This is a genomic window from Streptomyces avidinii, assembly GCF_014650695.1.
Classification (GTDB): domain Bacteria; phylum Actinomycetota; class Actinomycetes; order Streptomycetales; family Streptomycetaceae; genus Streptomyces; species Streptomyces avidinii.
Map to the genome: position 1 here is coordinate 321,653 of NZ_BMVL01000006.1, position 26,603 is coordinate 348,255.

Genomic DNA, 26,603 nt, shown 5'->3' on the forward strand with positions numbered 1-26,603 from the left:
GCATGTTGATGACCGATTTACGGACAGAGCATTCACATATCGACGACCGAATGGTCGTTCGGGCAGCTCACGAGGGGCGTGGCGGACACCTCGCCGACGGTCGGAGCGGGTCACGCCGGTCGCGACATGCACCCCCGCCCCCGCTGACCTGCCGTCGGCCGCGCGCGGTTCACCGGACGGCCACTCAGCTTGACCGGATATGCACGGTCGCGCCCCGGAACGCCTCCGTCGCAGCGGACCGACTCCACGCCATCTCTGAAAAGTTAGGTAAGGCTTACCTAAAAGTAACTTAGGATGCCGCCATGAAGAAGATCATCCGCGTACTGACGGCGCTGGCGGCCGGCCTGGCCCTCGCCGCGCCCGGCACGCTCGCCACCCCCGCCGTGGCCGCGCCCGCCCCGGCCGGCCCCACCAGGCTCGAACTCCCCCGTCCCACCGGCGACTTAGCCGTGGGCCGCGACACCCTCCACCTGGTGGACCGGGAGCGCAAGGACCCCTGGGTGCCCACGGCCGACCGGGAGTTGCTGCTGTCGCTGCACTACCCGGCACTCGCCCGCACCGGAACTCCCGCTCCCTACATGAGCGTTTCCGAGGCTAAGTCGCTGCTGACCGACCGGGGGCAGCTCGGCGAGTACGTCACCCCCGAGCGCGTCGCGGCCACCCGGACGAACGCGCGGACGGACGCGCTGCCCCGGCCCTCCGCGCACCGCTACCCACTGATCGTGCTCTCCCCCGGCTTCACCATGCCGCGGTCCTCGCTGACCACCCTGGCGGAGGACCTCGCCAGCCGCGGCTACGTCGTGGCGGCCGTGGACCACGCCTACGAGTCGGACGGCACCGACTTCCCCGGCGGACGGACCCTCACCTGCAAGGCGTGCGAGCAGGGGTTCCCGGACGGGTCGCTGCACCGGGTCTCCGACGGCCGGGCCGGTGACATCCGATTCCTCCTGGACCGACTGACCGGCTCGCGCCCTGCGTGGAAGTACTCCTGGCTGATCGACTCCCGGCACATCGGCATGGCCGGTCATTCCATCGGCGGGGCGGCGGCCTCGGCGACCATGGCCGCGGACCCGCGGGTGGACGCCGGGGTCAACATGGACGGCACCTTCTTCACGCCGGTCCCCGGGGCCGGTCTCGGCGGACGCCCTTTCCTGATGCTCGCCGGTGACCCGGCCCTGCTGCCCCCGGACTTCCCCGACACCTCCTGGGAGGACACCTGGCCCCGGCTGGACGGCTGGAAGCGCTGGCTGACCGTCACGGGGGCCGGCCATCCAGGTTGCACCGACTGGCCCGTACTCGGCGATCAGGTGGGCTACCCCCACCCGGAGACGCCGCTGTCGGGCACTCGCTCCCAGCAGATCACGCGGGCGTACGTCGGCGACTTCTTCGACCTGCACCTGCGCGGGAAGCCGGCGCCGCGCCTGGACGGCCCGTCGGCGGCCGATCCGGAGGTCGTGTTCCATCGCAGTTGAGGCCCCGTACGGGGCACCGAATCGAACAGAGGCAACGCGCTCGGCCCGGTCCACCGGGCGATCGTCTTGGACGAGTTGACCGCCGCCTTCTGCCGGGAGCATCCCGGCGCGATGGTGGTCTCGGTCGGCATCGGCCTCGACCCGAGCGGCTCGCGGGCGGGTTGCCCTCTGCCGTCACCCGGCTCGGCATCGCACATGACGGTCGGACAGTTTATCGTTCAGCCGCCTTACGCGCAGGACGGGTTGACCCGAGCCCTGCCCGTCCCGCGACCACCACGAGTACGGACGCACATCTCCCCTCGCACTTCATTCTTAGGTTAGGCTAACCTAATAGTGGGGGGTGTGGGGATGCAGGATGAAGCGCGACACCGCGCACAGCAGGACGAATGGGCCGACGAAGTACTGGCCTGGATGAGCTCCCAGGAGGAGATGGACCGGGCGCTGCGCGACGCACTGCGCCGTACGCCGAGCCAGCGCGAGGAAACGATCGCCCGGATGGCGGATGCCCTCCGCGGAGCGGCCCAGGGACTGACCATCCCCGGGAGCGCGGCCGCGGCCGGGGTGCCCGAGCACATTCTGCGCGAATGGATGGAGATCGACGCCAGCTTCGCCACGGCGCTCCGCGCCGCGCACGCGCTGGCGGAGGCGCACGGACTCAGACCGGGCGCGGCACCCACCCCGGCCGCGTTACAGCTGATGCTGAACGCGATCCGCAAGGGGGCCGCCTGGCCGGCGGCGGCGACTCTCGTCGGGATCTCCGTGCGCGGGTTCAACCGCCTGCGCGCGGAGGCACCACCGGTGGGGGCTCTGATCGCGGCCGCGCAGCGGGCGCGTTCGGCGAAGCCCGGCGCGAGCCGGCGGCGCCGTCCGCCCAAGGCGGCCGGCAGGCCGCCCGGGTACCGGATCGTACAGCTCGACGACCCTCTGCTGTCCCCCGACAGTCAACCGGGCGACAGCCCGGGCGGGTTGAGCAAACGCACCCCGCCCGGGGGTTGAGGCGCCGTTCACTGCGAGGACCGGTTCGGCGGACGTGTCACACCCCGAACGGGATACTTAGGTGAGGAAAGCTAAGTACGCGGTGAGGGTCGGGGGCATCCTCCGGCCACCGTCCACCGGCGCCCAGCAAAGCGCCGGTAACGAGGAGATCCAGCCGTGGGCCCTGTGACCATCGACCCATACCCCATGCCCACCCAGGAGGTCGTGCCGCGTTCCGTGGCGCCGTGGTCCGTCGACCCCGACCGGGCCGCCACGGGAACGCTGCGGGTGCCCGCGACGGCGGTGAACGTCCTGCCGGTGCGGCTGCCGGTCCGGGGGGCGGACACCTTCCGGCTTCCGCGGCGAGGAGTTGGCGCGCGAGCTGTGGCCGGCGTACGGCGGCGGCCGCGCCCCGGGGCCGCTGGTCAACCTCCGGCCGTTCGATACGGAGCTGGACTTCGGCGGCATCCGCGGCCGGGTCGTCAGCCTCGCCTCGGGCCCGGTCGACGACCTGTCGGTGTCCGCCGCGGCGGGCCCCGGCGGAGGCCTGCGCCTGGACTTCGACGCCAACCCGGCGCTGTACGACGAAGCCGAACCGTCCCGGTTCACCCGTCTGTTCACCCAGGACCTTGCAGCGCTCTGCCGGTCCCCCGACGTACCGGTCGCCTCGCTGCAGGCCTCCCCCGTCCACCACTGATCCCATCCCCGAACCGACCGTCCCCGGTCATCACCCAAGGAGAGACACCATGGCCACCAACCCCTTCGAGGACGACGACGCCCGCTACTTCGTGCTGGTGAACGCCGAGAACCAGCACTCGCTCTGGCCGGCCTTCGCGGAGGTCCCCGCGGGGTGGACCGTCGTGCACGGCGAGGACAGCCGGGAGGGCTGTGCCGCGTACACGGAGACGCACTGGACCGACATGCGGCCCGCCAGCCTGGTCGCCAGGAGCTGATCCCGGGGGCCGACGGCCCCCCGGTCCCCCGCGAGGGGCCGGACCGGAGCACGCCCTCCGGTCCGGCCCCGCGCGCGTGCGGGCCGTACCGTTCACGGCCTCCGGGAGAGCACCTCCGAGCCGCGTGCGGGGTCCAGCGCCCCCGCCCACACCGCGGGCGCCCGTCCCGGGCCGGCGGGCTCGAAGCCGTGCCGCCGGAAGAAGGCGGCACCGCCCGTGGTCGCCGTGAAGACCTCCCGTACGAGTCGGCTCCCGGCGTCGGCGAGCGCGGCGCGCAGCAGCGCGGCGCCCAGCCCCTGGCCCTGGTTCCCCCGGGCGACGCAGAAGTTGTAGAGCACGGCGGCCCCGTCCCCCTCGTCGCTCAGGACGAGGCACCCCAGGACCGCAGTACGGCCTCGACCGGTCGCGAGGATGAACTCCCCGGCGTGTGCCAGGTAGTGGTCGATGCTGCGGGGCCGCAGGGCACCGGAGCGGATGAAAGCCAGCGAGAGGGCGTGCAGGGCGGGGGCTGCTCGGCAACGCTTCCCGGCCGGGCCAGGTGCGTGCCGACGAGCGGGCGTCGATCCGTGCGAAGACCTTCTTCGCGCAGGACGCACCCCTCGCCCGCTTCCCGGGTGAGGGGACGGCCTAGGACCAGCGGAGTATGGCGGGGCGGCGGGCAGGTTGCGAGACTGCCCGGATGGAAGATCTTCCCGCGTCACGGGTTGACGCGTACCTGCGGCGGATCGGGGCCGAGCGCCCCGTGTCGGCGAGTGCGGCGGCCCTGCGCGACCTGCACCTGCGGCACCTGCGGACCGTCCCCTTCGAGAGCCTGTCCATCCATCTCGGCCAGGCGATCGTGCTGGAGCCGGCCGCGCTGCTCGACAAGCTGTTCGGCGGCCGCGGCGGGTTCTGTTACGAGCTGAACGGGGCGTTCGCGCTGCTACTGCGGTCCCTGGGGTACCGGGTGGAGCTGCTGCAGGCCCGGGTGTACGCGGCCGGCGGCGGGCCGGGCATCCCCTACGACCATCTGGCGCTGCGCGTCGAGTGCGAGGAGGGACGGGCATGGCTGGTGGACGTGGGCTTCGGCGACCACAGCCACTTCCCGCTGGCCCTCGACGAGCGCGGCGAGCAGCCCGACCCGGGCGGGGTGTTCCGGATCGGGCCGGCCGACGGCGCTCACGGGGACCTCGACGTCGTCCAGGACGGCGTCCCGCAGTACCGGTTGGAGGCGCGTCCCCGGCTCCTGGCCGACTTCGTGACCGGCGCGTGGTGGCACAGCACCTCGCCCGCGTCCGGGTTCACCCGCAAGCCGGTGTGTTCGCTGCTGACGGAGACCGGCCGGATCACCCTCGGCGACCGGGTCCTGACGGTGACGGACGCCGGGGAACGGACCGAGCGGACCCTGGACGGCGACGCCGAGGTCCTGGCGGCCTACCGCGTTCACTTCGGCATCGACCTGCCCCGGGTCCCGGTCCCGCTCCACCCCCGCCCGTAGCGGCCTGCCTCCGCCTCCCGTACGCATCGGCGGACACCAGTGCGAGTCAGTCCGTATCGGCCCGGGCGATGAGGCGGGTACCGCACCAGCTGCAGTACCGGGCGTCGGCTTCGATGGCGTGCCGGTGGCACTGCTCGCAGACGAGGTGGACCGGGCACTGCGGTGTGAGCGGTTCGGTGCGGGGCGGCCGGCCGATGGCCATGCCGGCACGTCTGCGGTGCGCGGTGAGGAACACCAGTCCCTCGGGGCCGGCTCGGAGCGAGCGGGAGGCCCCGCGCGGCAGCAGGGTGAGGGAGCCCGGCACGACCTCCGAGGCGGCGCCGTCCAGGGTCAGGGAACCACCGCCGTGGACCACGGCGAGCAGGACGTCCACCTCGGGCTCCCGGTGCACGGCGATCTCTCCGCCGGGCAGGAGCCGCACCAGGTTCGCGTCGAGCTGCCGGCCCTTCTTCCGGAGCCGCCACAGGGCGCCGCTCTGGCCGTCCGTGGCGGCCTCGATCAATCCCGTGACCGTGACGCCCACGGCTTTCCGCTCGACCACCGCATGTCCTTCCCCCGTGTTCGGCTGCTCCGCCGACCCGTCGTGCTCGCCCATGAGAACATCTCGGCCGGTGTCCGCACCAACGAGCCGGACACGAAGCGGTCACATGATCGCCAGGGCGACGAGGACCGCCTCCTGTCCGCAGGTGGGCAGGAGGCGGTCGTCATGTCGCAGGGGAGCCTTTCCGCGCCGGCTCCGGCGCCGGCTCCGGCTCCGGCTCCGGCTCCGGCTCCGGCTGAACTAACCGGTCAGGTTCCGCTCGCCACCTTGCCGCCCATCGCCCCGAACGAGTGGGACAGCAGCAACGGCCGGGTCGAGCAGGTATCCCACCCGTTGGGGTCAAGATCCGCCGGGTCACGGGTCTGTACCGGGGGACGACCGCCTCCCGAAGGTGCGGAAGGCCGGCGGGCACCGCCGTCCCCGCTGGTCGGCGGCGGCCCCGAGCGGGTGCGCGCGTGTCGGGTCCGGATGTGCGTGTAACAGGAAGGTATGGGTGGGTGCTCGGGTGGAACGGCTGCCCGGGCCGGGCGGGTCCTTCTGATCAGAGACGCTCGCTCGTAGCGACCGCACCGACCGCCCGCACCGCCGACCCGACCCCGAACCCGACCCCGAACCCGAGGAAGCAACGATGCGCGTTCACCAGCTGACCTTCGCAGCCCTGGCCGTCGCGGCGAGTTTCTCGCTCACGGCCTGCCAGAACGGCGCGGACGGCGCGGGGCAGAGCGGCGGCCCGTCGCCCTCGTCCACCGCCTCGGCCGCCTCCACCGCGTCGCCCTCGGTGGGCAGTTCGGATCCGGGTGGCGGGAAGGCCTCCGACGGGACGACGAGCTCCGGCGGAAAGGGCACGGCCGCCGCGACCGGCTCCGACGCGAGCGGCAAGGCCGGCAAGTGCCGGACCGACGAGCTGGAGATCACGGCCGCGGAACGCACCATCGGCGGCGACGCGGACGGCACCGTCGCGGTGACGCTGAAGAACCGCGGCGGCCGGGACTGCACGATCTCCGGATACGCGGGTGTCGACCTGAAGACCGGGTCGGGCTCGTTGTCCGCGAAGCGCACCGGTCAGCAGGCCGACACCGCCGTCCTCAAGAAGGGTGACTCGACGTACTTCGGCATCACCTACCCGCTCAACACGTCGGGCGGCTCCGGCGTCCGCGTCACGGGGCTGGTGGTGACCCCGCCGGACGAGACGAAGTCGGTCACCCTCGACTGGCCGGGCGCCGGCACCCTGCCCGTCACGGAGGGCGGCGGCGCCTCGGTGAAGATCGGCCCGGTGGGAAGCGCCGGCCAGGGCGGCTGACCCGTACGCCCCGGAGGTTTCCGTGCCGGCAAGCACCGGCAGGGCGACCGGCACGGACAGCCGACTGCCCCGTACCCGGGTCGTGACCCCCGGGGACGGGGCAGGTCCGGTTCGGCCGGACGGCGCGCGGCCGATCAGGCGGCGGACGGGTTCCAGTCGGCGGGCAGGCCGGACTGGGCGAGGACCGTGGCCAGGCTGTAGTGGTCCTTGTCGGAGGCGATCCGGCAGTGGTTCCTGTCGAGGTCGAGCACGGCGGTCATCGGCACGGCGAAGGGCTTGGGCGCGCCCTTGAGGTGGCCGGAGTAGACGGCCTGGACGGTGACGCGGTCGCCGTCCAGGCGGGCGGTGCGGACGGTGACGTGGACGTTGTCGATCAGGGAGTCGGCGCGGGCCTTCCACCCCGAGATCTCCTTGCGGCCGCGGAAGGTGACGGCCACGGCCTCGTCGGTGTAGACGCCGTCGGCGGTGAACACGGCCCCGAGCGCCCGGGGGTCGGTACCGTTCCAGGCGCGGGCCCAGGCCCCGACGATGCCCGGCGTGCGGCGGTCGGTGTGCTGAGCGGCGTACGCGGTGGTGGCGGTGGCGCCGAGGACCGCGGTGGCGGTCAGCACGGTCATGGCACGGAGTGAGCGGGACGACATGGTGGAAGCTCCTCGGGGTACGGATACAGGGGCGGGTACGGGTACGGGGGCGGGTGCGACCCGGGCCGCGTCCGTCCGGGTACCTGCGACGTTCATGGCGCACAGACTCATGCCGGTCGGTGTCCACCCGCCAGGCCCCACGGGGCCGGTCGCTGTCCAGCCCTGCCCACTCCTGTCCACCCGGACCCGGTCGACGGGGCAGCCCCTGGCCGCGATTCCCGCGCCGCGCCGCGTACCTACGCCGAGCGGTCCAGCGAGCTCCGCACGTACGCGCCCGGCGTCTGCCCGAAGTGGCGGCGGAAGGCCAGGATGTAGCCGTTGGTGCTGACGAATCCCACCCGGGCGGCGACCGTGCTGACCAACTGGCCCTGCTCCAGCAGGCTCAGCGAGTGGTTGAGCCGGAGCCGGGTGCCCCACTCGGAGAAGGCCATGCCGGTCTCCGCGCGGAAGGCCCGGCGCAGGCTGGTCGAGCTCGTGTAGAGGTTCTCCGCCCACTCCGTCGCGGTGCGCGGGTCACTCGGGGTACGGGCCAGCTCCCGCGCCACGGCGCCGGCGGTGTGGCTGGTGGGCTGGGGCAGCGGCAGGCAGTTGCGGTGCCCGGCGGACAGCGCGGCGAACACCTCCGGGTCGTCGTCCCGGGCGACGGTGCTGCGCATCCGGCCGAGGACGAGGCGGCGTTGGGCATCGGTGATGTTGATCGTGGTGACGTCCTGGTACGGCAGCTCGAAGCCCTCGGCATCGAAGGCCTCGGCGGCGATGACGGAGTCCGCCCCGAACCGTGCGCTGTGCGCGATGCCCGCCGGGATCCACAGTGCCACCGAGGCCGACAGCTCGTAGTCCGGCCGAGCGCGGTGACCACGATCCGGCCGACCGGAACATGCAGGAACTGGTGGAAATCGTGGACGTGCAAGGGGTGTCCGCCCTCGGCGATGAAATCGTCGCCGGCCGCGATCGCGGCGTCCACCCGGCTCCCCTCGTCGCGCACGCTGCGCAGTCCCGACTCGGCCACAACCTCCGGCATTGGACCGGGAACCACAAACCTCGGGCCGGACCAGCACCGGCCGCTCCCCGTAAGGGCCCGCAGACCGGTAGAGCACGCCGGCCTGCGAGACGAACACGGTCACCTGACGGCCTCTGCCGTCGCACCCCAGCCGGAACCCCACCACCGTCGTTGGCATGCGCAGCCCCGTTCCGCCCGGTCCGGCGCTCCGGGCTCGTCCCACGTCCACCGCCCGCGGATCCGAGCGGTGTCCGTGCAGCACCGTACCGCGCGGCGAACGGCCGCGGCGGGGCTATCGGATGAAGAGGCGTGGGCCGGGTGCGCATTGGGCGGTGGGCGGTGGGCGGTGGGCGGTAGCCGCTCAGCGCCGTCGGGCGACGGGGTCCGGTGCGGGCGCCCTGCGGGCGTGGAGGACGTGTGCGTCCAGGGGCAGGGGGCTGTGGCCGATGAGGTGGAGGCCCGACTCGGCGAACAGCCGCGCGTAGTGGTCGGCGTGACGTTCGCGGCCTCCGACGTTGCACAGCATGTGCAGGTCCCAGGCGGTGGCCAGCGAGGGAGAACCGTCGACCGGCAGGAGGCGTTCCACGACGAGCAGGTCCGCGTGTGGGGGCATCGCGCGGGCGCAGTGGCGCAGGATCTCGCGGCAGCGGTCGTCGTCCCAGTCGTGCAGGACGCGGGAGAGGACGTAGACGTCGCCCCCGGACGGCACGTCGGCGAAGTCACCCGCGCGGTAGTCGCAGCGCGCGCCGCAGCCCGCGGCGTCGAGCCGGCGGCGGGCGGCCTCGACCGCGTGCGGACGTTCGAGGAGGACACCGCGCAGGCGCGGGTGTGCCGCGAGCAGGAGACCGAGGAGCTCTCCGTTGCCTCCGGCGATGTCGACGACGGTCGCGGACTCGGGTGCCTGTGCGGCCGCGGCGATGACCGGGTGGGCGGGGAGCGGCTGGAACATCCGTGAACTCGCGGCCATCGACCGGTCGAAGAGGGAGGCGAGTTCGGGGTCGCGGGCGAAGTGGTCGAAGTGGTTCTCGCCGAAGATGCGGTCGAAGGCCGGCTGCCCGGTCCGCACGGCGTGGTCGAGGCCGCTGAAGGAACGGTAGAACGGGCCGCCGTACATCAGGGCCAGCGGTCGCATCGAGCCGGGCGTGTCCGCGCGCAGCAGGGCGCCGAGTTCGGTCAGGCGGAATCCTTCCTGCTCCACCTGCTCCATCCGCTGCTCATGGGCAGGGGCCGGGACCGGGACCGGGACCGGGACCCGGGTGACGGCGCCGAGCATGACGAGATAGCGCAGGAGTACGGCGAGGCTCCGGGGGTCGGTGCCCGTCAGCCGGGCGAGGTCCTCGGTGCGGCAGGCGGTACGGGTGTCCATGGCCTCGGGCAGTCCCAGCCGGGCGAACGCGGTGAGTGCCTGTGTCGTCCATGCCCCGGTGAGGAGATGAAGGAGCGTTTCGGCGGGCTGCCGCGCGTCACGGCCGGAGTCGTGGTCCAGGTGAGCGGCGAGGGTGTCCCGGTGGTCGCCGCGTGCGTAGAGTTCCAGCCGCCGGTAGTCGCAGGCCGCGCGGGCGGGGAGGGTGAAGTACAGGACGGTGCCGTCCTCGTGCGGGTTGTAGCCGCCGCCGTCGGGCCGTGCACCGTGACGGACGAGGATCGCGCAGAGGCCGCGCAGGGCCAGCGTCTCCGGGTGCTCGACCTCGAAGGCGAGGTGCGCCTCGTGCTGGCGGGTGCGCTCGTACGCGGCGATCGGTTCCAGGCCGGAGTGCGGGGGCACGGTCAGGGCGAACACCTCGACCGCACGGACCTCCCCGTCGCAGCCGAGCACCCGAGGGCGCAGGATCTGCACGTCGAGCTCGGCCGGGTCGCGCCGGTGGCGCCGGGCGAGGCGTTCCCGTACCACGACGCTGGGTTGGGCCTGAGTGTCCACGGCCAGTCCACAGTCGGCGAGTTGGGACCGCAGGCTTTCCGTGTCCGACGGGAAGAGCAGCAACCCGGCGTGGGCGAAACGGCATTGCCCGGCCAGCGCCTGAAGGTCCGGGCCGTCGAGGCCGGGCAGGAGGAGGGGGAGCAGGGCTGCGCTGTCGTGCTCGCGGACGAACCGGGCTGCCGTGCGCAGGCTGGCGGTGTCGTCCAGGAGCAACGTTTTGTCGGGGAAGGTGGTCGTCATCGTGAAGGTGTCCTCGGGCCGGTACGGGGGCAGGGCGGGGCAGGGCAGGGCGAAGCCGATGCGGCGGACGGAGCGGATGGATGCGGTGGAGAGCGCCCGCGACGGTCACACGCCGACGTAGTTCTCGGCGAACCAGTCCTGGTGGACGCGCGAGGTGCGCAGCGAAGCGAGCCGGGAACGCTGCAGGGCGGCGTGGAAGAACGATCCGCCATCGTGGTCCCGGTCGGGGGTGGCGTGCAGGAGCCGGGTCATCCACCCGGTGAACTCCTGCGCCCGCCAGATGTGCGCAAGGCACTGGTCCGAGTACGTGTCCAGTCCCGCGGTGTCGTTCCGGGTGAGGGCGGCGGTGAGGGCTTCGGCCAGCATCTCGGCTTCCAGGACTGCGAGGTTGGCGCCCTTCGCGGCGGCCGGGGCCAGCAGACTCGCCGCGTCGCCCGCCAGGAAGAGCGAGCCGTGGCGCAGCGGTTCGACGACGTCGCAGGTCAGGTCGAAGACCCCGCGTTCCAGGAGTCTGCCGCGTCGCAGCGGGCCGTGGTCCGCGGCGCGCATCCGGAGGTCGAGCTCGTCCCAGATCTGCTGCTCGGGCCAGGCGTCGGCGGGTGTGCCGCGCTGCCACTGCAGGTAGTAGCGGGTGACGTCCGGTGTGCGGGCCATGTGTCCGGCGAAGCCGCGGTCGTGGATGGCGTAGCCGACGGCGTCGAGACTCGGCGGGGTCTCGGCGAGCAGGCCGAGCCAGGTCACGCCGTGGTCGTGGTGGTGGCGGCGGACGGCACCCGGCGGCAGTGAGCGGCGGGCCGCCCCGTACCGGCCGTCGCAGCCGGCGACGTACCGGGCGGTCCACCGGGTGGGACGGCCGTCGGGCTCGCGCGTCGTGACCGACGGCCGGGCGCCGTCGGTGCCGGTGCCGGTGCCGGTGTCGGCGTCACTCACGATGAGTGCCTCGGTGTGGAAGTGGATGCGTCCGCCGAGGCCGAGGTAGTGCGTCAGGAGGTCGGTGACCAACTTCTGCTGCGGGTAGACGTGGTGCTGCTGGCCCTGGCCCAGGGCACCGTAGTCGAGGCGTAACCGGCCGTCCTCCGTGCGGAATTCGCATGTGCCGTGGCGGTGGCCGTGCCGGTGCAGGCCGTCGGCGAGGCCGTGGCGGTCCAGGATCCGCACGGTGTTCGGGGCGAGGAATCCGGCGCGGGCTCTGGTCTGAACGTGGTTGCGGGAGGCGCGTTCCAGGATCACGCAGTCGATCCCGGCGCTGTGCAGCAGGATTCCGAGAACGAGTCCGGCGGGACCGGCGCCGAGGACGACCACGTCGGCTGATCTACGTAACGTGCGGGAGTTCTGACTTTCCGTCATAGCGGGTGAAGCATAAGCACGCGAAGATCCACGTACCTACGCAAGCCATCCTTAGGTGGGAATAGAGTGACAATCGCCCTGGGTTTTCCGGCCCGTTGGCGGCAGGGCCGGGACCGGTTTCCGCGGCCGGCCGGTGGTGCGCGCCGGGCGTGCGGAGGCGAGCGCACTCTCCCGCATTGCCCCGGCGCTTCCGGAGGCTGCGGTGGGCGATCGGTCCGCGCTCACTCAACGCCCGACCCGCACGGCAGTCACCCGTGCACCGTTGTGCGTGGGTGCGGCCCGGTGCAGGGTGCGGATCGCCGGGTCGCGAACAGCGCGGCACAGCCCACCAGGCAGGCACCCGCCGACACCAGAAGCAGCCGGCCGGAGGAAGCCAGTGCGGTGGCCGGACCCGCCAGTAACTGACCGAGTGCGATCCCGGAGACAGAGCCGGCCAGCTCGTACGCCGTGACCCGGTTGAGCACCCCCGGCGGGGTGTGGGTCTGCACGCTCGTTGCCCACATCACCGACCAGAACGCGATGGCGGCGCCGCCGAGAACGTGTCCCGCCAGCAGCAGCGGCAGGTCGGCGCCCAGCGCGACGCAGAGCGGCAGCGCGGTGTAGAGCGCCATCGCCGCGGTACCGGCGGCCAACGGCCGGGCCGGGCGCAGCGGGATGGCCAGCAGGCCGCCGAGAACCGTTCCGGCGCCGAGGCAGGAGACTGCCAGGCCGTACGCGTTCGGGCCGAGCCGGGCGCCGACCAGCGCGGAGCTGAGCGGTACCAGCGGGCCGAAGACCAGCACGCCGTAGCCCATCCAGATCAGGATGACCGTCCACATCCAGGTACGTGCGCGGAACTCCTGCCAGCCCCGGCGCAGGTCGCGGCGGAGCGAACCACCGGTGCGGGCGGAAGGGGGATCGACGACGGAAGTACCGGCATCGGCACCGACGTCGGCGCCGGCATCGACATCGCCGTCGGCCGCGGTAGCCGTGCGCGCTTCGCCGGGTGCGAACCGGATGAACGCCAGGCACAGGGCGCTGAGCACGAAGGTGCCCGCGTCGATCGCGTACACGGTCCCGGCGCTGGTCAGGGCGATCAGCAGGCCCGCCAGGGCCGGGCCGAGCAGGTGGGCGAGCGCGTCGGCCACCTTGAGCGTGGCGTTGGCCCGCTGCGGCTCGCGGGCGACCTGCAGGATCATCCCGTTCGCGCCGGGCAGGAACATCGCGACGGCCGCACCGGCCAGTGCCGCCAAGGTCACCAGCAGCCAGAACGGCGGCGTTCCGGCGAAGAAGGCGGCGGCCAGCACGCCCTGGGTGAGCACCCGGACGAGGTCCGCGCCGACCATCATCCGGCGCGCGCCGAACCGGTCGGCGAACACCCCGCCGAAGAGGACCAGGAGGACGAACGTCCCGGTCCAGGTGCCGAGGACGAGGCCCCGCTGCTGGAGTGGCTGACCGGGCGGCTGGACCAGCCCGTCAGCGTCGCCGAGATGGCGATCCGCTCACAGGTGTCGGCCCGCACACTGACCCGGCGCTTTACCGAGCAGCTGGGCATCAGTCCCGGACGCTGGCTGCTGGACCGCAGGATCGCCGCCACCCGGGCGCTGCTGGAGGAGACGGACCTGCCCGTGGAGACCATCGCCCGCAGGGTCGGCCTTTCCTCGGCGGTCAATCTGCGCCGACGCTTCCACGAGGCCCTGCGCACCACGCCCGCCGCCTACCGGCGCGCCTTCCGCGCGGACAGGGCCGGGTGACCGGAACCCGGACGGGCCGCGCCGAGGCCGGCCGGACGTCAGGGGCCCATCCATGCAGGAAGCGGGCCCCTGGGCGGCTCCGGGCGTCGTCTGGGAAAATGCGAGAGAGCGCCTCGGTCTGCGTCCGTCTCCCGCCCGGAAGTGGGCAGTGAGCCCAGAAGGGCCGAACTGATGATCATCTTTGGCACCAAGGTATACCTGTACCAGCTCGCGATACTCACGCTGGTATGCCGTCATTGCGGCTACTCCGCCGCACACACGCTCAGGAAGCACGTCACCAAGTTCACGTTGTTCTTCGTGCCGTTGTTCCCCGTCTCGACGGCGTATGCGACGCAGTGCACCTTCTGCGGCATGGAGCAGGAGGTGACCAAGGAGTGGGCCGAGCAGGCGCAGGCACACACCGCAGCTGCGGCCGGCGGCGAGGCGTACGGGCAGCCGCAGCAGCCGTACCGGCACCCCGGGACCTGATCGGCCGCCTTCGAGCGCATCGAGCGCCTCTCCGGCGGAGCGCCACCCCCTGCCCGCGCGGCTCATTCCTCCCGCGCCGCGCCCCTCTGTCCAGGACCGCCGAGACCGCGGCCACGAGCCTTTCTCCCGCACGGTCGACGCTGCCGTTCTGCGTGCAGATCTGGGCACCTTCCAGGGGGAAGGTGATCTCTGCGGAGACGTCATCGGGCACGTGCGAGCCGGCCCGCTCGCACATGGCCGTGAGACGGCGCCGCTGATCGGCCTTGTGGTTCTCGATCAGCCGACGGGCCGGATGGTCGGGGTCGGGCAGGCCGGCGATGGGTTCGGCCAAACGTCGGTATGGGACGCAGGGCACGAGTGTCCCCGCGATGTCGGGGCATCTGTGTCCCTATGACCATTTACGTTGTCACACTCCCCGGCACCCTTCTCACCGAGCTGACGCCCGAGGCGCGCACGGAACTCACCCGTGCGCTGCGCGGATCCGACCCGCGCGAGACGGACCTGGGCGTGGCCGAAGACCTGGACCTCCTCACTTTCTACCCGGACTCGTCGGCCTTCAGCCTGCACCTGGAGGTCGAGGCCGCCGATACGGCAACCGCTGAGGCCCGAGCACGAGACCTGGCCACTGCGGCCCTCCGCTCCGTCGGACTGACGGCCGAAGCCGCCCCGCTGGGGGACCCGGTGATCACCGGCATCGCCGGACCGTGACGCACGGGCGCAGGGTGTCGCAGTGGCGCATTTCCCCGGCGACCCTCGTGCCGTGGGTCAAGCCGGTGCTTCGGGCAGGTGGTCTTGACCTTCGAGTCGGGTTGAAGGTTTAGCGTCGAGGTATGACGACCTACCGGATCTCGCAGCTGGCCGAACGCTCCGGCGTTCCCGCTACGACGCTGCGCTTCTACGAGGGTGCCGGGCTGCTGCCCGCCGGGCGGACCGCGGCCGGCTACCGCGTCTACGGCGAGGACGCGGTCGAACGTCTCGCGCTCATCTCCTCGGCGAAGCTGCTGGGTCTGGCGCTGGAGGAGATCCGCGCCCTCCTGGACATCCGCGAGGAGGGCGTGTGCTCTTCGGTGCGGGCCCGGATGCTGCCGCTGGTCGCCGCCCGGATCACGGACACCGACATCAGGGTCGTGGAGTTGCGCGACTTCTCCGAGCGTCTGTCCGGCGTCCGCGCCGCCCTGTCCGGGCCGGTGCCGGACGGTGCCTGTGGCCCGGACTGCGGCTGCGCCCCCGCCGGGGCACCGGCGGCCGGGGCGGAGCCGGTGGCGCTCCCTCCCAGGGACCGCGAGGCGCCGCGGGCCGCCCCGGTCGTCTGCACCCTGGACGCCGCCGAGCTGGGCGAGCGAACGGAACAGTGGCGCGCCCTGATCGCGCTCGCCGGCCGGCGTGAGGACATCGAGGACGGGCTGCGCCTGTCCTTCCCGCCGGACGCCGAACTCGCCGGCCGGATCGCGGCGCTGGCCGCGGCAGAACAGGGCTGCTGCGCGTTCTCCGGCTTCACCCTGCACCTGGCCCCAGCCGCCATCCGGCTGGACGTGCGCGCGCCCGAGAGCGCCGCCGGGACGCTGGCCGAACTGTTCGGAGCGCCCGCATCCTCGCCTGTGGCCGATCCGGTGGGGTGACCTGTGAGGATGGGCCACCTGTGAGGATGGGCCGGTGGCCGATGGACCGGTGGCCCGGGCATGAGTACGAGGGAGCGGTCACGGTGTCGCAGCGGGGACCGCACGGCCCGGTGGAGCGGATGGAACACCACCAGGTCGCGATCTACCTCGCGGCGCTGACGGCCGGAGGTCTCCTGGGCCGGCTGGCCCCGGCCGCCGGCCCCGGGCTGGAACACGCCATCAACCCGGTCCTCGGCGCGCTGCTGTTCGTCACCTTCCTCCAGGTCCCGGCCACCGAGCTGCTGCGCTCGCTGCGCGACGGCCGGTTTCTGGCAGCGGCCCTGGTGGTGAATTTCGTGGTGGTGCCGCTGGTCGTCGCCGCGATGTTCACGTTCCTGCCGGCAGATCAGGCCGTTCGCGTCGGGGTGCTGCTGGTACTGCTGTGCCCGTGCGTCGACTACGTGATCGTCTTCGCCGGCCTGGCCGGCGGCTCCAGCCGCCGCCTGCTGGCCGCCACCCCGCTCCTCCTGGTCGCGCAGATGCTGCTCCTGCCGGGGTTCCTGTACCTGTTCATGGGCTCCGACCTGACCGACATCGTCGAGCCCGGTCCGTTCGCGGAGGCCTTCGTCGTCCTGATCGTCATCCCTCTGGCGCTGGCCTGGGCACTGCAGGCATGGGCGGCGAGCCGCCCGGCCGGGCAGAAGGTGGCCGACTCCGCGACGACGACGATGGTCCCGCTGATGGCCGCGACCTTGCTGACCGTCGTCGCCTCGCAGATTCCCGAGCTGGACGGCAGCCTCAGCGTCGTCGCCGCGGTCATCCCCTGCTATGCCGTATTCCTGATGGTGATGGCCTTCGCCGGGAAGGCCGTCGCCCGGCTGTTCCGACTCGACGTCCCCGGCAGCCGAGCGGTCGTCTTCACCGGCGCCACCCGCAACTCCCTCGTCGTCCTGCCGCTCGCGCTGGCGCTGCCCGCCCCCTACGCCATCGCCGCCGTGGTCGTGGTCACCCAGACCCTCGTCGAGGTCATCGGCATGGTCGTCTACGTCCGCACCGTGCCCCGCCTGATCCCCGACCCGCCATCGGTGAGGTCCGAGTCCGCCGCGCACTGACCACCCGCAAGGGCCACCGAAGCGAAACGGGTCGGTGCGCCGGTCACCGATACTGATCCGATGATCTACGCAGCGGTCATACAGTGAACTGGGCTTCCGGCCTCATGGGCTTCGCCGCCGGGCTGGTCATCTCCGTGGTGACCGCCCCCGCCGGGGTATCCGGAGCGGTGTTCCTGCTGCCCGTACAGGTGAGCGTCCTGGGCGTGCCCTCCCCCGCGGTCACGCCGACGAACCTGCTCTACAACGTCGTCGCCGGACCCGGCGCGCTCCTGCGCCACGCCCGCGCCGGCCGGCTCGGTGGGCCGCTGACCCGCCTGCTGCTGGCCGGAACCGTCCCCGGAGTCGTCCTGGGCGCCCTCATCCGCGTATTCGCCGTCCCCGGACCGGCCGTCTTCCGTCTCCTGATCGCCGTGTTCCTGCTGCCGCTGGGCCTGTGGCTGTCCTGGCGCACCCTGCGGCCGCCCCGCGCGGAGCGGCCGGTACGGCACCTGTCCGCGCGGTCGACCGGCGGTCTGGCCCTGGTGGTCGGGACCGTCGGCGGGATCTACGGCATCGGCGGCGGTTCCCTCCTCGGCCCGATCCTCGCCGGGCGCGGTACGCCCGTCGCCGAGGTCGCCCCGGCCGCGCTCGCCTCCACCTTCGTCACCTCGGTCGTCGGCGCGATCACGTACGCCCTCCTGTCGCTGACCGCGCAGGGATCGGTCGCGCCCGACTGGCCGCTCGGGATCGCCTGCGGACTCGGCGGACTGGTCGGCGGCTACCTCGGAGCGCATCTCCAGCCCCGCCTCCCCGAGACCTTTCTGCGACTCCTCCTCGGCAGCCTCGCCACCGCCATCGGCGCCCTCTACGCCGTCCAGGCCCTCACCTGACCTGCACCGTCCCCCGGACGACCGGTCACCGGTCAGCCGGGCCAGGTGCCCGTGACGCGCCGCGTGGCGACCGCTCCGGAGCGGTCGACGGCGGCCTTGACGACCGCGAAGATCGCTCCCTGGAGGGCCGCGGCCATCAGGATCTCGCGCCAGGAGCGGTCCTCGTCGGTTGCGTCAGGAGCGTCGTCCGCCCCTTCGACCAGTCTCCAGACCTGCTTGAACACCAGGGCCGCCAGTGCGCCGCCGACGGCGCCCAGGGCCAGCCCGACCGGCTTGTATGCGATCGCCGACGCCTTCACTTGTGCCCCCTGGCGTGCCGTACCTGCCGTACCAGCAGGAACGCGATGACGGCGGCCGCGCCGACGGCGACCAGTGCGGCGGTCCGGTTGTCCCGGGCCGCGGCCGCGGCCGCAGGGGTCCTGTCGGACGCCAGGTGCGCCGCGTGTTCGACCCGGTCGCGGATCTGTCCGGTGACCAGGGCGGCCTTCTCCGCCGCCTGGGCCTTGACCGCCGCCGTCTTCTCCCGGGCCTGCGCCTTGACGTCGGCCTTGGCGGCCAGGGCCTCGACGGTCCGGCCGAGTTCGTCGCGGGTGTGCTCGATGTGTTCCCGCAGTGTCTCCGGAGTGGGTTCATCGCTGCTCATCGGTGCGCCTTCTCCCTGATTGCGGCCACATCGGCCCTGAGGCTGTCCATCGCCTGCTCCGGCGCCGGCGTACCGGCCTTCGCGATCTGTTTCCTGCCGGCCATCGCCACCACGGCGGCGGCCACGGCGAGCACAGCGGTGACGATCAGGGCCGAGGCCCAGACCGGAAGCACCAGGGCCAGCGCGGCGATGCCCGCCACCACCAGGGCCTGGGCCGCCAGGACGCCGAGGAGACCGGCTCCGCCGAACAGGCCGCCGCCCGTCCCGAACCGCTTCCCCTTCTGCGTCATCTCCACCCGCGCGAGCTGCATCTCCTGGCGCACCAGCTCCGAGATCTGCTGGGACGCCCGCGATACCAGCACGCCCACCGAATCGTCGGTGGGGCGGTACGTCCGTTCACTCGTTTCCACGATCGTGCCCACGTTGTTCCACCTCGTCCTCACGTCGGTCGGATGTGCCCCGCTCCCGGCCGCCGGGCCGGACCGGGGATCCCTCCATACGGCGACGGTCCTCGTCGCTCCATGCCCTGGTGTCGCGGGGCTGCACGTACGGCTCCTCGTGCTCGGGCAGGCCTCCCGCGATCGCCCGTTGGCGGGTCATCTCCGCGTCGAACTCCAGCCCGAGGAGGATGGCGAGGTTGGTGATCCACAGCCACACCAGGAAGACGATCACGCCCGCGACCGTGCCGTACGTCTTGTTGTAGGAGGCGAAGTTCGCGACGTAGACGGCGAAGCCGGCCGAGGCGATCATCCAGATCAGCAGGGCCAGGAAACTGCCGGGAGTGACCCACCTGAAGCCCCGGCCCTTGGCGTTCGGCGCGGCCCGGTACAGCAGCGCGATCATGGTCGTGACGAGCAGCACCAGGACGGGCCATTTCGCGATCGACCACGCGGTGAGCGCGCCGTCACCCATGCCGAGTGCCTCGCCCGCCCGCCGGGCCAGCCCGCCGGTGAAGACCACGATCAGTGCGCTCGCGCAGGCGAGGAGCATGAGCGCGACGGTCAGTGCAAGGCGGAGCGGAAGGACCCGCCACACCGACCGGCCTTCGGGGACGTCGTAGACGGCGTTCGAGGCGCGGATGAACGCCGCGACGTAACCGGACGCGGACCACAGGGCGACGACCAGGCCGACGACCGCGACCAGCGACCCGATGCCGCTGCGACCCTGCAGTTGTACGACTGCGTCGCTGATGACATCCCGGACCGAGGCGGGCGCCAGCCTCTGCACATTGTCGAGCACTCGCCGCGTCGTCGACTCGCCCGCGATGCCCAGCAGGGACACGAGGACCAGGAGGGCGGGGAAGAGTGCCAACACCCCGTAGTAGGTCAGTGCCGCTGCGCGGTCGGCCAACTCGTCGTCCCTGAACTCCGCCACCGTGCCGCGCAGCACGGCTCGCCACGACCGTTTCGGCAGGTCGAAGGGTCGGTCGGGGGCGTGTTCGCGCACCTGGGCGTCGGGACCGGCATCGGCGTTCACACCGGTGTCCGGGCGCTCGCCTTCAGCCGTCGGCATCGGGATGCGTTTCATATCCTGCGGCTTTCCGTCTCGGCGGCACTCATGCCCGTATGCCGGCTCCAACCTTTCGGATGTGTTCGGGCGCGGGCGCGGAGGAGGGTCTGCGCCCCGCTGACGGGCCTTGTCTCGCGCGTGCCCCCAGTGGCGCACGGGATGCGCGGGGGCCCGTGTTTTTCGCGCAGTGCCCGGCGCCGTAGGACTCGGCCATGACAGGAAGCTCGCGACGCTGCGGGTTGATCGGGACATATCGGGTAGCCGGTGATCGAGGCCCGCGGTGTGCGGCTCCAGCCCCCGATACCGCCGGGCCGACGGCAGCCCCGACCCGACCCCGACCAATGGAGGGAGCATCATGGCTCCGAAGAAGGCAACGACGGCGAAGGCGGCAAAGCCGAAGAAGGCGACGTCCGGCAGGGCCGCCACCACCGCTTCTGCGGCAAACCGCCGGGCGGCCCGGGATCAGGACGTGCCCCCGGGGACGCCCTCTTCGCAGCCGCCCGCACCCTCCGAGCCCGTGGACCCGCGGGAGCCGCTGCCGCCCAAGGCCGACCAGCGCGGGCCGGACCCGCTGAGCCCCACCGGCCGGGCCGCCGGGGCGTCCGCCGCCTCCGTCGCCCAGACGGGCCCGTACCTGACGACCGCGCAGGGCGCCAGGCTCTACGACAGCGACCACTCCCTCAAGGCCGGAGCTCGCGGCCCCGTCCTCATCCAGGACCACCACCTGCGGGAGAAGATCACCCACTTCGATCACGAGCGGATCCCCGAGCGAGTGGTCCACGCCCGGGGCGCGGCCGCTCACGGTGTCTTCACCGGGTACGGAACGGCAGCGAAGGTCACCAGGGCGGCCTTCCTCGCGAAAGGCGTCGAGACTCCGGTCTTTGTACGCTTCTCGACCGTTCTCGGATCCCGCGGGTCGGCCGACAGCGTGCGGGACACACGCGGGTTCGCGACGAAGTTCTACACCTCCGAGGGCACCTTCGATCTGGTCGGCAACAACATCCCGGTCTTCTTCATCCAGGACGCGGTCAAGTTCCCCGACATCATCCACGCGGGGAAGCCGCATCCGGACCGCGAGATCCCGCAGGCCCAGAGCGCGCACGACACGTTCTGGGACTTCGTGTCCCTGCATACGGAAGCAACCCACCACACCCTCTGGAACATGTCGGACCGCGGCATCCCCCGCTCCTACCGGATGATGGAGGGATTCGGGGTCCACACCTTCCGCCTGGTCAACGGCAAGGGCGCCTCGACGCTCGTGAAGTTCCACTGGAAGCCCCGGCTCGGCGTGCACTCCCTGGTGTGGGAGGAAGCCCAGATCACCGCCGGCATGGACCCGGACTTCCACCGGCGCGACCTCGCCGACGCGATCGAGGCCGGCGCCTTCCCCCAGTGGGAACTGGGCATCCAGACGTTCCCCGACACCCCCGACCAGACGTTCGAGGGCATCGACCTGCTCGACCCGACCAAGATCGTCCCCGAGGAGCTGGCCGCCGTGCAGCCGATCGGTCTGATGACGTTGAACGCCAACCCGCAGAACTACTTCGCCGAGACCGAGCAGGTGGCCTTCCACCCCGGTCATCTGGTTCCCGGCATCGACGTCACCGACGACCCGCTGCTGGCCGGACGGCTCTTCTCCTACCTCGACACCCAGATCAGCCGGCTCGGCGGCCCCAACTTCGGGCAGATTCCGGTGAACCGACCCCACGCCCCCGTCAACGACATGCTCCGTGACGGCATGCACCAGACCGCCGTGCACACGGGTGTCGCCCCCTACCGCCCCAACAGCCTCGACGGCGGCTGCCCGTTCCTGGCGGGCGCGGATACGGCCGCGTTCGTCGAGGTACCGGTCGAACTCCCCGCCGCTCAGAAGGAACGGGCCGCTCCGGAGTCCTTCGACGACCACTTCGGCCAGCCCCGCCAGTTCTGGCTCAGCATGACCCCTGTGGAACGCGAACACATCGTCGCGGCCTACACCTTCGAGTTGTCCAAGTGCTCCGAGCAGACCATCAGGGAACGCGTGCTCGCCGTTCTCGCCAACGTCGACTCCGAACTCTGCGCGCAGGTGGCCGCCGGCCTGGGCCTGCCTGCCCCCGCCGCTACGGAACCCCTCGCGCGCGTCGAGCCCAGTCCTGCCCTGTCGCAGATCGGGGGGACCTGGCCGCTGGACGGTCGGGTCGTCGGCATCGTCGCGGGGCCGGACAGCGATGTGAAGGGTGTCGCCGCCGCGCGGAAGGCGGTACTCGCGGCCGGTATGACGCCGCTGGTGATCGCCCCGACCGGCGGCGCCCTCGGCACGGGCAAGGCGTCCGTCGCCGTACAGCGGACCTTCGCGACAGCGCGGTCCACGGAGTTCGACGCCCTGCTCCTCGCCGGCGCGCCCGGACCCGCGGCCGATGCCGACGGGGCCCGAGACGCCAAGTCGGGCCGGGGCAAGGGCGGTCGGAGCAAGGTCGCTCGACGCCCGGCCGCGGACCCGCGGCTGCTCCTGCTGGTGTCGGAGACGTTCCGGCACGCCAAGGCCATCGGCGGCTGGGACGGAGCGGCAGCCCTGCTCGACGAGGCGGGCGTCCCGACCGACGCCGCCGGCATCGTCGACGCGGCGAACCCGGCCTCCGCCACGAAGTCGCTGGCGGCGCTGCTCGCCGAACACCGCGTGTGGGACCGCTTCCCCGCCGCGTAGCCACGGAGCCACGCAGCCAGGGACGGACGACAGGACCACGCACGCACGACCTTCGCATCAGACGCGTCCCGCAACGAAGGAACGGCGAGGACGCCGGACGAAAGGAAGCAGTCATGAACGAGCCGGAACCCCGCAAGCCGACCCCGCCCTCCGAGGCACCGGGCGAGAGCGGCGACCGCGCGGCCCGGAAGGAGGCCGAGGACGCGCTGGTCCCCGGCACGGGCGACAGCGCGAACGGCCCTGCGCGCCGTTCCCGTACCGAGGCCGAGCGCCGCTCGGCCGACCGCCGGGGCGAAGACGGAAAGCACGGCAAGCACGGCAAGCGCTGAGCGGCACCCTGCTCGGGCCAGGAGCCGGGCGCGGCCCATTCGCACGAGCCATCGGGCCGCGAGGGCCTCCCCTCCCCGCTCCGCGCCGTGTCGTGTCGGGCCGTGTCGGGCCGTGTCGGGCCGCCGCCGCTACCACCAGCGGACGGGGTACCGGGCTGTCCCCCGGCGCACGCGGGACGCGGCGTGGCCGGCGAGGACGAGGACCACGGTGGCGCAGAGCAGCAGCGCGGTGAACCTCACCGCCGGCGGGGTCTGCAGCACGACCACGACCGCGGTGGCGCAGGCGGGTGAGTGCGGGGTCCGGGCGAGCGTGGTGGCGGCGAAGGTCAGCCCTCCGGCCAGCGCCGCGCTCCAGGGACTGGTGGGCAACAGCGCGAGGACCACGTACCCGGCTCCGGCCCCCAGGAGGTGCGCGACGACGACGCTCCGGGGCTGGGCCACGGGCAGCGTGGGCGTGCTGTGGAGGACTCCGGCGCTTGCGGCGAGCGAGGGTATGAGGACAGGTTCGCCGATCATCACCCCGATGGCTGCTAGCACCAGCAGGCCGGTGGTGACCGCGCTGACGCCGGGGAGGGCCGCGGCCACGGCGTGCCGGGCGGAGCACAGGCGCCCGCGCCGCGCCGGGAACGGTACGTCGGCGCCAGGCGCCTCGGGGCCCGGCACGGGCCCGCGGGGCAGCACGGAGTCAGCTTTCACGATGGCGGCTCCTGGCAAGGCGGCGCACGGGACGATCGGGTGGAGCGACGGGAGGGTCGCACCGTCAGCCACCCTGCCCGACCGATCTGTCACCGCCCTACAACAGCCTTGTGGTTCAGCCTCCACTGCCTGCCGGGGTCAGAACCTCTCGACCTCCTTGCCGTCCGGGACCCGATAGCAGCCGGAGACCACGGTCAGGCTCAGCTTCGGCGGGTCGTTCTTCTTCATCTGGACGATGCTGACGCTGTACTTCTTCTCGCTGTTGTCGGCGGTCAGGTTGAGGTTCTTGGCCTGGCTCGTGTCGGGCTCGTACCGGACGACCTTCCAGCCGTGCTTGGGCAGTTCGGTCCTGAGCCTCTCCATCGCCTCGTCGAGCTGGTCGGCCGAGGCGGGGTAGAAGCTCCACGGGTGGAAGACCTGGAAGTACGTGGCCGGGTCCTTGCCCTCGCACTCCGTGACGCCGGAACGGCTCTCGGAGGCCTTCCCCTTGACCCCGAGCAGGTCGTAGAGCTCGCTCGACACCTTCTCCACCGCGTCGGCGGCATCACGCGAGGTGCTGGTGCCCACGACGGGGATCGCGTCCGGGTCTGCGGAGTCGTTCATGCTGCATCCAGTCAGGGTGGTGAGGACGAGGGACGGAAGGAGCAGGAGCGCCGTGGCGCCCGGTTTGATCTTCAAAACGGGGTCTCAATCGTCGTTCGGACCAGTCGGACCGGTCAGGACCAGGGAGAGGACGGCCTGCGGTGCCGTCACGGCTACCTCATGTGCTCCCAGCGGTTGGGCGGCGGCTTCAGGGTCACGTCCTGACTGTGCCCCGCCACGACCAGACCCTGGTTCCGCAGGCTCTCGGACCCCTCCTTCCAGTACTCGCTGTGGCCGGAGACATTGCTGCCGGTGGTCATCTGGTTGGCCCCGAACACCTCGTCGCTCGGGATCCGCCACGGACCGTCCCAGTCGGTGCCGCCGTGTCCGAAGCGGCCGATGTCCGGTACCGGGTCGCCGTCGGCCTCCTGGTTCCAGACGTGCCCCTTGGGCACGTCCAGTTGCTCCGCCTTGGGGACCTGGACGCCCGGGCTGCCCGCGGTGATGATGTCGTCCGCGTTCAGGTCGCCCTGGCGGGCCGCCGACCCGATGAGGGTCGTGCCGTACGAGTGACCGATCGCGGTGCGGTGCGGATCCGATTCGCCGGTGTGCGACGCGTCGAGGCCGTCCATGAACCGGTTGAAGGCCGGGGCACCGTCATTGGCGTAGTGGCTGAACGGCGAGTCCTTGACGATGTCCTGCGGGGCGTCGTAGCCGAGCCAGGTGATCGTGGAGACGGGCTTGCCGTCGGCCGCGTCGGTGGCCGTACGCCACACGTTCTCCATGCGCCCGATGTCGCCGCCGATGCTCCCCAGGTTGGACGTCGTGCCCGGCACGTAGACGGCCTGGTGCGCGGCCGTGTCGGGGTTCCCGTTGGCAACGATCGCGCGGCCGTTGCCCTCCGGGCTGAAGCCGAGCAGGTACGCCTCGGGGAGGTTGTTCTGTCCCGTCGCGTCGAAGCGCTTCTGGATGCTCTCCATGCCCTTGAGGGAGTTCGTGAGGTGCCGGTACTGGTCGCCGTACTTCTTGTCCCACGCCATCCATTCGTCGGTGTGCACCTTGGAGGGGTACATCCCGGCGGTGATCCACGTCCACTCGTTGGCGGGCGGCTTGGGGATGCCGTTCAGCGTCATCTGGTAGGTGCCGCGCTTCTCGTCGAAGACGGCGCGGTTGGCCTCGTCCCGGACCGTGGCGGGCAGCCCGTCGATCGCGCCGACGGCGTCCGGCCGCAGCGAGATCCACGCTGCCTGCTGGTCGGCGTCGAGCCCCTTCCACCAGTCCGCGTTGGCCTGCGGCGAACCGTCCTTCGGAGGCTGGGGCAGCGAGTCCAGGTAGTGCTGGCCCGCCCCGCGCACGCCCTCCATGTCCTTCCCGGCGTCCGCCCAGTCCCCCTCGGACACGACCAGGTCGTCGTCCGCCTTGAGCTTGCGCACCTGCGGCGCCCACTTCTGGTCCGCCTCGGTGGCCTCGTTCACGGCTTCCGTGATGCGGTTGGCGATGTCCTGGGCGATCTTGCAGTTCGGGTTCGGGTCGATATTGCCCGCCTGCCGCAGGATCCCGCGGGCCGGCTCGGACAGGGTCCCCTTCGCCGCGCCGGGCTGCGGCGGCGAACCGCCCGGGTTCTCCCCGGCCGCCGGATAGGCAACCGAGCCGTCGGCGCCCACCGTGAACTTGTGCTCGGCCGCCTCCGACAGCGCCTGTTCCAGCTTCTTCTGCGCCGGGCGCACGTCCGCCACGAAGGCCTTCAGGGCCGTGCCCATCAGGCCGCACTCGACCTGGACGTAGTGGAAGTCCTTCGCCACCTCGCGCAGCTGAAGGACGGCGGCGTCGACCGCCACGCCCTTCAGCGCCTTCTGCATCTGGGCCGTGATCCGCTGCTCCAGCGCGTCCTTGGCCTGGCTCGCCATGTCGCTGGTGGAGCGGTATCCGGTCGCCGCTTCCTCGAACTCGTGCAGCTTGAGCGTCTTGAGTGCCTCGATGTCCACGGCTCAGGTCACCTCCCCTGCCCGCCGGTGGCAGGGGTGTCCTGGTACTGCTTCCCCAACTCCGTGAAGAGGCCCTTGATGTTCTCGTCGGTGAGGAACAGATCGATCCCCACCCGCTCCAGCTTGCCCTGCAGGCCGGTGCACCGGCCGGACAGCGACTCCAGGTACGTCTTCCAGGTCTGGTAGACCTCGGACTGCGCCCCCGCGGTCTCCACCCCACCACCGGTGGCGAGGCCCGCCTGTCCGGTTTCGAGGCCCGTCAGGGCCTTCTTCAGATCACCGCCCAGGCCCCCGACCGCAACGCCGGCCGCCGTCCACGCAGCTCTGCTGGTCTTCACGTCCCCGTCGTCACCGCCGCCACCGCCGCCGTCCTGGGCGCTCGCGGCGCTCGCCAGCCGCATACCCGGTTCACCCACAGCGGCGCCCCTGTGACGCGCCCATTCCTCGTCGAACGAACCCACCCCGTGTCCCCCTTACAAACACCAACGAAAGAGTTCCCAGTAGCAACCCTACGCAAGGGTTACCCGCGGGG

Annotated in this window: 29 protein-coding genes and 2 pseudogenes; 15 read left to right on the forward strand and 16 right to left on the reverse strand. The window is 72.0% G+C overall.

All coding sequences use genetic code 11. The annotated features are described in order from the left end of the window. Window positions 1-302 precede the first annotated feature (302 nt). From IE257_RS17915 to IE257_RS17930, 4 genes are all read left to right on the forward strand, one after another. A complete protein-coding gene (locus tag IE257_RS17915) occupies window positions 303-1,472 on the forward strand; it encodes an alpha/beta hydrolase family protein (protein WP_189969752.1) in 1,170 nt (389 codons plus the stop codon). A 342-nt stretch (window positions 1,473-1,814) separates the two neighbouring features. After that, a complete protein-coding gene (locus tag IE257_RS17920; protein ID WP_229920462.1) occupies window positions 1,815-2,468 on the forward strand; it encodes a serine/threonine-protein kinase in 654 nt (217 codons plus the stop codon). Window positions 2,469-2,817: 349 nt separating this feature from the next. After that, window positions 2,818-3,144, forward strand: a complete 327-nt coding sequence (locus tag IE257_RS17925; RefSeq protein WP_189969756.1) for a hypothetical protein — start codon at window positions 2,818-2,820, stop codon at window positions 3,142-3,144. 49 nt (window positions 3,145-3,193) lie between these two features. Beyond that, window positions 3,194-3,400: an MbtH family protein gene (locus IE257_RS17930; RefSeq protein ID WP_030386649.1), complete on the forward strand. Its 207-nt coding sequence runs from the start codon at window positions 3,194-3,196 to the stop codon at window positions 3,398-3,400. A gap of 92 nt (window positions 3,401-3,492) precedes the next feature. Here IE257_RS17930 and IE257_RS17935 read toward each other — a convergent pair whose 3' ends face one another. After that, window positions 3,493-3,900, reverse strand: a complete 408-nt coding sequence (locus IE257_RS17935) for a GNAT family N-acetyltransferase (RefSeq protein ID WP_229920502.1) — start codon at window positions 3,898-3,900, stop codon at window positions 3,493-3,495. On the opposite strand from IE257_RS17935, the pseudogene IE257_RS38400 reads away from it, so the two are divergent. Beyond that, window positions 3,900-4,031: pseudogene (locus IE257_RS38400) on the forward strand (flavodoxin); the annotation flags it as partial. The gene IE257_RS17935 and the pseudogene IE257_RS38400 sit on opposite strands and share 1 nt — an antisense overlap. A 48-nt stretch (window positions 4,032-4,079) precedes the next feature. Then, window positions 4,080-4,877: an arylamine N-acetyltransferase family protein gene (locus tag IE257_RS17940; RefSeq protein WP_229920463.1), complete on the forward strand. Its 798-nt coding sequence runs from the start codon at window positions 4,080-4,082 to the stop codon at window positions 4,875-4,877. Window positions 4,878-4,923: 46 nt separating this feature from the next. On the opposite strand, the gene IE257_RS17945 is transcribed toward IE257_RS17940, so the two are convergent. Further along, on the reverse strand, window positions 4,924-5,472 hold the full coding sequence (locus IE257_RS17945) for a hypothetical protein (protein WP_229920464.1): 549 nt from the start codon (window positions 5,470-5,472) through the stop codon (window positions 4,924-4,926). A 574-nt stretch (window positions 5,473-6,046) separates the two neighbouring features. Between IE257_RS17945 and IE257_RS17950 the strand changes: the two genes are divergently transcribed. Then, a complete protein-coding gene (locus tag IE257_RS17950) occupies window positions 6,047-6,718 on the forward strand; it encodes a DUF4232 domain-containing protein (RefSeq protein WP_189969762.1) in 672 nt (223 codons plus the stop codon). A 134-nt stretch (window positions 6,719-6,852) separates the two neighbouring features. Here IE257_RS17950 and IE257_RS17955 read toward each other — a convergent pair whose 3' ends face one another. The 5 genes from IE257_RS17955 to IE257_RS17975 all read right to left on the reverse strand — a co-directional run bounded on the left by IE257_RS17955 (window position 6,853) and on the right by IE257_RS17975 (window position 13,222). Then, complete coding sequence (locus IE257_RS17955) at window positions 6,853-7,359, reverse strand: nuclear transport factor 2 family protein (RefSeq protein ID WP_209468393.1); 507 nt, start codon at window positions 7,357-7,359, stop codon at window positions 6,853-6,855. A gap of 236 nt (window positions 7,360-7,595) precedes the next feature. Beyond that, window positions 7,596-8,177, reverse strand: a complete 582-nt coding sequence (locus tag IE257_RS17960) for a helix-turn-helix transcriptional regulator (RefSeq protein ID WP_229920465.1) — start codon at window positions 8,175-8,177, stop codon at window positions 7,596-7,598. Between the two features lie 543 nt (window positions 8,178-8,720). Further along, the gene (locus IE257_RS17965) at window positions 8,721-10,517 is read right to left on the reverse strand and encodes a methyltransferase (protein ID WP_189969765.1); all 1,797 of its coding nucleotides are present in this window, start codon (window positions 10,515-10,517) and stop codon (window positions 8,721-8,723) included. 105 nt (window positions 10,518-10,622) lie between these two features. Beyond that, entirely contained in the window at window positions 10,623-11,864 is a 1,242-nt protein-coding gene (locus tag IE257_RS17970; protein WP_189969767.1) for a 4-hydroxybenzoate 3-monooxygenase, read from the reverse strand. Window positions 11,865-12,112: 248 nt separating this feature from the next. Continuing rightward, window positions 12,113-13,222 carry an MFS transporter gene (locus tag IE257_RS17975; RefSeq protein ID WP_229920466.1) on the reverse strand — a complete coding sequence of 370 codons (1,110 nt, stop codon included), beginning with the start codon at window positions 13,220-13,222 and terminating at the stop codon, window positions 12,113-12,115. 111 nt (window positions 13,223-13,333) lie between these two features. Between IE257_RS17975 and IE257_RS17980 the strand changes: the two genes are divergently transcribed. Both IE257_RS17980 and IE257_RS17985 read left to right on the forward strand, forming a co-directional pair. Next, a complete protein-coding gene (locus tag IE257_RS17980) occupies window positions 13,334-13,597 on the forward strand; it encodes a helix-turn-helix domain-containing protein (RefSeq protein ID WP_372453075.1) in 264 nt (87 codons plus the stop codon). A gap of 171 nt (window positions 13,598-13,768) precedes the next feature. Then, window positions 13,769-14,065, forward strand: coding sequence for a zinc-ribbon domain-containing protein (locus IE257_RS17985; RefSeq protein ID WP_189969768.1), 297 nt, complete (start codon window positions 13,769-13,771; stop codon window positions 14,063-14,065). Between the two features lie 85 nt (window positions 14,066-14,150). On the opposite strand, the pseudogene IE257_RS38405 reads toward IE257_RS17985, so the two are convergent. Next, a pseudogene (locus tag IE257_RS38405) lies at window positions 14,151-14,384 on the reverse strand (TetR family transcriptional regulator); the annotation flags it as partial. 71 nt (window positions 14,385-14,455) lie between these two features. On the opposite strand from IE257_RS38405, the gene IE257_RS17990 reads away from it, so the two are divergent. The 4 genes from IE257_RS17990 to IE257_RS18005 all read left to right on the forward strand — a co-directional run bounded on the left by IE257_RS17990 (window position 14,456) and on the right by IE257_RS18005 (window position 17,644). Then, window positions 14,456-14,773, forward strand: a complete 318-nt coding sequence (locus tag IE257_RS17990; RefSeq protein ID WP_189969770.1) for a hypothetical protein — start codon at window positions 14,456-14,458, stop codon at window positions 14,771-14,773. 122 nt (window positions 14,774-14,895) lie between these two features. Further along, window positions 14,896-15,684: a MerR family transcriptional regulator gene (locus tag IE257_RS17995; protein WP_189969772.1), complete on the forward strand. Its 789-nt coding sequence runs from the start codon at window positions 14,896-14,898 to the stop codon at window positions 15,682-15,684. 119 nt (window positions 15,685-15,803) lie between these two features. Beyond that, window positions 15,804-16,775: a bile acid:sodium symporter gene (locus IE257_RS18000; RefSeq protein ID WP_189970182.1), complete on the forward strand. Its 972-nt coding sequence runs from the start codon at window positions 15,804-15,806 to the stop codon at window positions 16,773-16,775. 83 nt (window positions 16,776-16,858) lie between these two features. Continuing rightward, the gene (locus tag IE257_RS18005) at window positions 16,859-17,644 is read left to right on the forward strand and encodes a sulfite exporter TauE/SafE family protein (protein WP_189969774.1); all 786 of its coding nucleotides are present in this window, start codon (window positions 16,859-16,861) and stop codon (window positions 17,642-17,644) included. A gap of 32 nt (window positions 17,645-17,676) precedes the next feature. Here the strand turns inward: IE257_RS18005 and IE257_RS18010 are convergent, their stop codons facing one another. The 4 genes from IE257_RS18010 to IE257_RS18025 are packed head-to-tail and all read right to left on the reverse strand — an operon-like array spanning window position 17,677 to window position 19,814. Further along, a complete protein-coding gene (locus IE257_RS18010) occupies window positions 17,677-17,943 on the reverse strand; it encodes a DUF4235 domain-containing protein (RefSeq protein WP_189969777.1) in 267 nt (88 codons plus the stop codon). Beyond that, on the reverse strand, window positions 17,940-18,287 hold the full coding sequence (locus IE257_RS18015) for a DUF3618 domain-containing protein (protein WP_189969779.1): 348 nt from the start codon (window positions 18,285-18,287) through the stop codon (window positions 17,940-17,942). The genes IE257_RS18010 and IE257_RS18015 overlap by 4 nt, the downstream gene beginning before the upstream one ends. Beyond that, window positions 18,284-18,700, reverse strand: coding sequence for a phage holin family protein (locus tag IE257_RS18020; protein ID WP_372453079.1), 417 nt, complete (start codon window positions 18,698-18,700; stop codon window positions 18,284-18,286). Before IE257_RS18020 ends, IE257_RS18015 begins: the two co-directional genes overlap by 4 nt. Next, a complete protein-coding gene (locus IE257_RS18025; RefSeq protein WP_189969781.1) occupies window positions 18,684-19,814 on the reverse strand; it encodes a YihY/virulence factor BrkB family protein in 1,131 nt (376 codons plus the stop codon). Before IE257_RS18025 ends, IE257_RS18020 begins: the two co-directional genes overlap by 17 nt. A gap of 337 nt (window positions 19,815-20,151) precedes the next feature. Here IE257_RS18025 and IE257_RS18030 point away from each other — a divergent pair, with 337 nt between their 5' ends. Beyond that, on the forward strand, window positions 20,152-22,479 hold the full coding sequence (locus IE257_RS18030; RefSeq protein WP_189969783.1) for a catalase: 2,328 nt from the start codon (window positions 20,152-20,154) through the stop codon (window positions 22,477-22,479). A gap of 113 nt (window positions 22,480-22,592) precedes the next feature. Further along, on the forward strand, window positions 22,593-22,808 hold the full coding sequence (locus tag IE257_RS18035) for a hypothetical protein (protein WP_189969785.1): 216 nt from the start codon (window positions 22,593-22,595) through the stop codon (window positions 22,806-22,808). A 129-nt stretch (window positions 22,809-22,937) separates the two neighbouring features. Here IE257_RS18035 and IE257_RS18040 read toward each other — a convergent pair whose 3' ends face one another. The 4 genes from IE257_RS18040 to IE257_RS18055 form a co-directional block, all read right to left on the reverse strand. Further along, complete coding sequence (locus tag IE257_RS18040) at window positions 22,938-23,504, reverse strand: HPP family protein (RefSeq protein ID WP_229920468.1); 567 nt, start codon at window positions 23,502-23,504, stop codon at window positions 22,938-22,940. A gap of 138 nt (window positions 23,505-23,642) precedes the next feature. Further along, window positions 23,643-24,107: a hypothetical protein gene (locus IE257_RS18045; RefSeq protein WP_308278610.1), complete on the reverse strand. Its 465-nt coding sequence runs from the start codon at window positions 24,105-24,107 to the stop codon at window positions 23,643-23,645. A 152-nt stretch (window positions 24,108-24,259) separates the two neighbouring features. After that, window positions 24,260-26,071: an alpha/beta hydrolase gene (locus IE257_RS18050; RefSeq protein ID WP_189969789.1), complete on the reverse strand. Its 1,812-nt coding sequence runs from the start codon at window positions 26,069-26,071 to the stop codon at window positions 24,260-24,262. Between the two features lie 8 nt (window positions 26,072-26,079). After that, window positions 26,080-26,487: a hypothetical protein gene (locus IE257_RS18055; protein ID WP_189969791.1), complete on the reverse strand. Its 408-nt coding sequence runs from the start codon at window positions 26,485-26,487 to the stop codon at window positions 26,080-26,082. Window positions 26,488-26,603 lie beyond the last annotated feature (116 nt).

What these genes read in the sequence shown, in the direction of transcription:
- IE257_RS17945 (WP_229920464.1), bottom strand. Translation starts at nt 5,472, where the DNA reads ATGGGCGAGCACGACGGGTCGGCGGAGCAGCCGAACACGGGGGAAGGA.
- IE257_RS17950 (WP_189969762.1), top strand. Translation starts at nt 6,047, where the DNA reads ATGCGCGTTCACCAGCTGACCTTCGCAGCCCTGGCCGTCGCGGCGAGT.
- IE257_RS18015 (WP_189969779.1), bottom strand. Translation starts at nt 18,287, where the DNA reads ATGAGCAGCGATGAACCCACTCCGGAGACACTGCGGGAACACATCGAG.
- IE257_RS17965 (WP_189969765.1), bottom strand. Translation starts at nt 10,517, where the DNA reads ATGACGACCACCTTCCCCGACAAAACGTTGCTCCTGGACGACACCGCC.
- IE257_RS18035 (WP_189969785.1), top strand. Translation starts at nt 22,593, where the DNA reads ATGAACGAGCCGGAACCCCGCAAGCCGACCCCGCCCTCCGAGGCACCG.
- IE257_RS17970 (WP_189969767.1), bottom strand. Translation starts at nt 11,864, where the DNA reads ATGACGGAAAGTCAGAACTCCCGCACGTTACGTAGATCAGCCGACGTG.
- IE257_RS17955 (WP_209468393.1), bottom strand. Translation starts at nt 7,359, where the DNA reads ATGTCGTCCCGCTCACTCCGTGCCATGACCGTGCTGACCGCCACCGCG.
- IE257_RS17980 (WP_372453075.1), top strand. Translation starts at nt 13,334, where the DNA reads ATGGCGATCCGCTCACAGGTGTCGGCCCGCACACTGACCCGGCGCTTT.
- IE257_RS17940 (WP_229920463.1), top strand. Translation starts at nt 4,080, where the DNA reads ATGGAAGATCTTCCCGCGTCACGGGTTGACGCGTACCTGCGGCGGATC.
- IE257_RS18030 (WP_189969783.1), top strand. Translation starts at nt 20,152, where the DNA reads ATGGCTCCGAAGAAGGCAACGACGGCGAAGGCGGCAAAGCCGAAGAAG.
- IE257_RS18000 (WP_189970182.1), top strand. Translation starts at nt 15,804, where the DNA reads ATGGAACACCACCAGGTCGCGATCTACCTCGCGGCGCTGACGGCCGGA.
- IE257_RS17915 (WP_189969752.1), top strand. Translation starts at nt 303, where the DNA reads ATGAAGAAGATCATCCGCGTACTGACGGCGCTGGCGGCCGGCCTGGCC.
- IE257_RS17995 (WP_189969772.1), top strand. Translation starts at nt 14,896, where the DNA reads ATGACGACCTACCGGATCTCGCAGCTGGCCGAACGCTCCGGCGTTCCC.
- IE257_RS17930 (WP_030386649.1), top strand. Translation starts at nt 3,194, where the DNA reads ATGGCCACCAACCCCTTCGAGGACGACGACGCCCGCTACTTCGTGCTG.
- IE257_RS18045 (WP_308278610.1), bottom strand. Translation starts at nt 24,107, where the DNA reads ATGAACGACTCCGCAGACCCGGACGCGATCCCCGTCGTGGGCACCAGC.
- IE257_RS17985 (WP_189969768.1), top strand. Translation starts at nt 13,769, where the DNA reads ATGATCATCTTTGGCACCAAGGTATACCTGTACCAGCTCGCGATACTC.
- IE257_RS18025 (WP_189969781.1), bottom strand. Translation starts at nt 19,814, where the DNA reads ATGAAACGCATCCCGATGCCGACGGCTGAAGGCGAGCGCCCGGACACC.
- IE257_RS17990 (WP_189969770.1), top strand. Translation starts at nt 14,456, where the DNA reads ATGACCATTTACGTTGTCACACTCCCCGGCACCCTTCTCACCGAGCTG.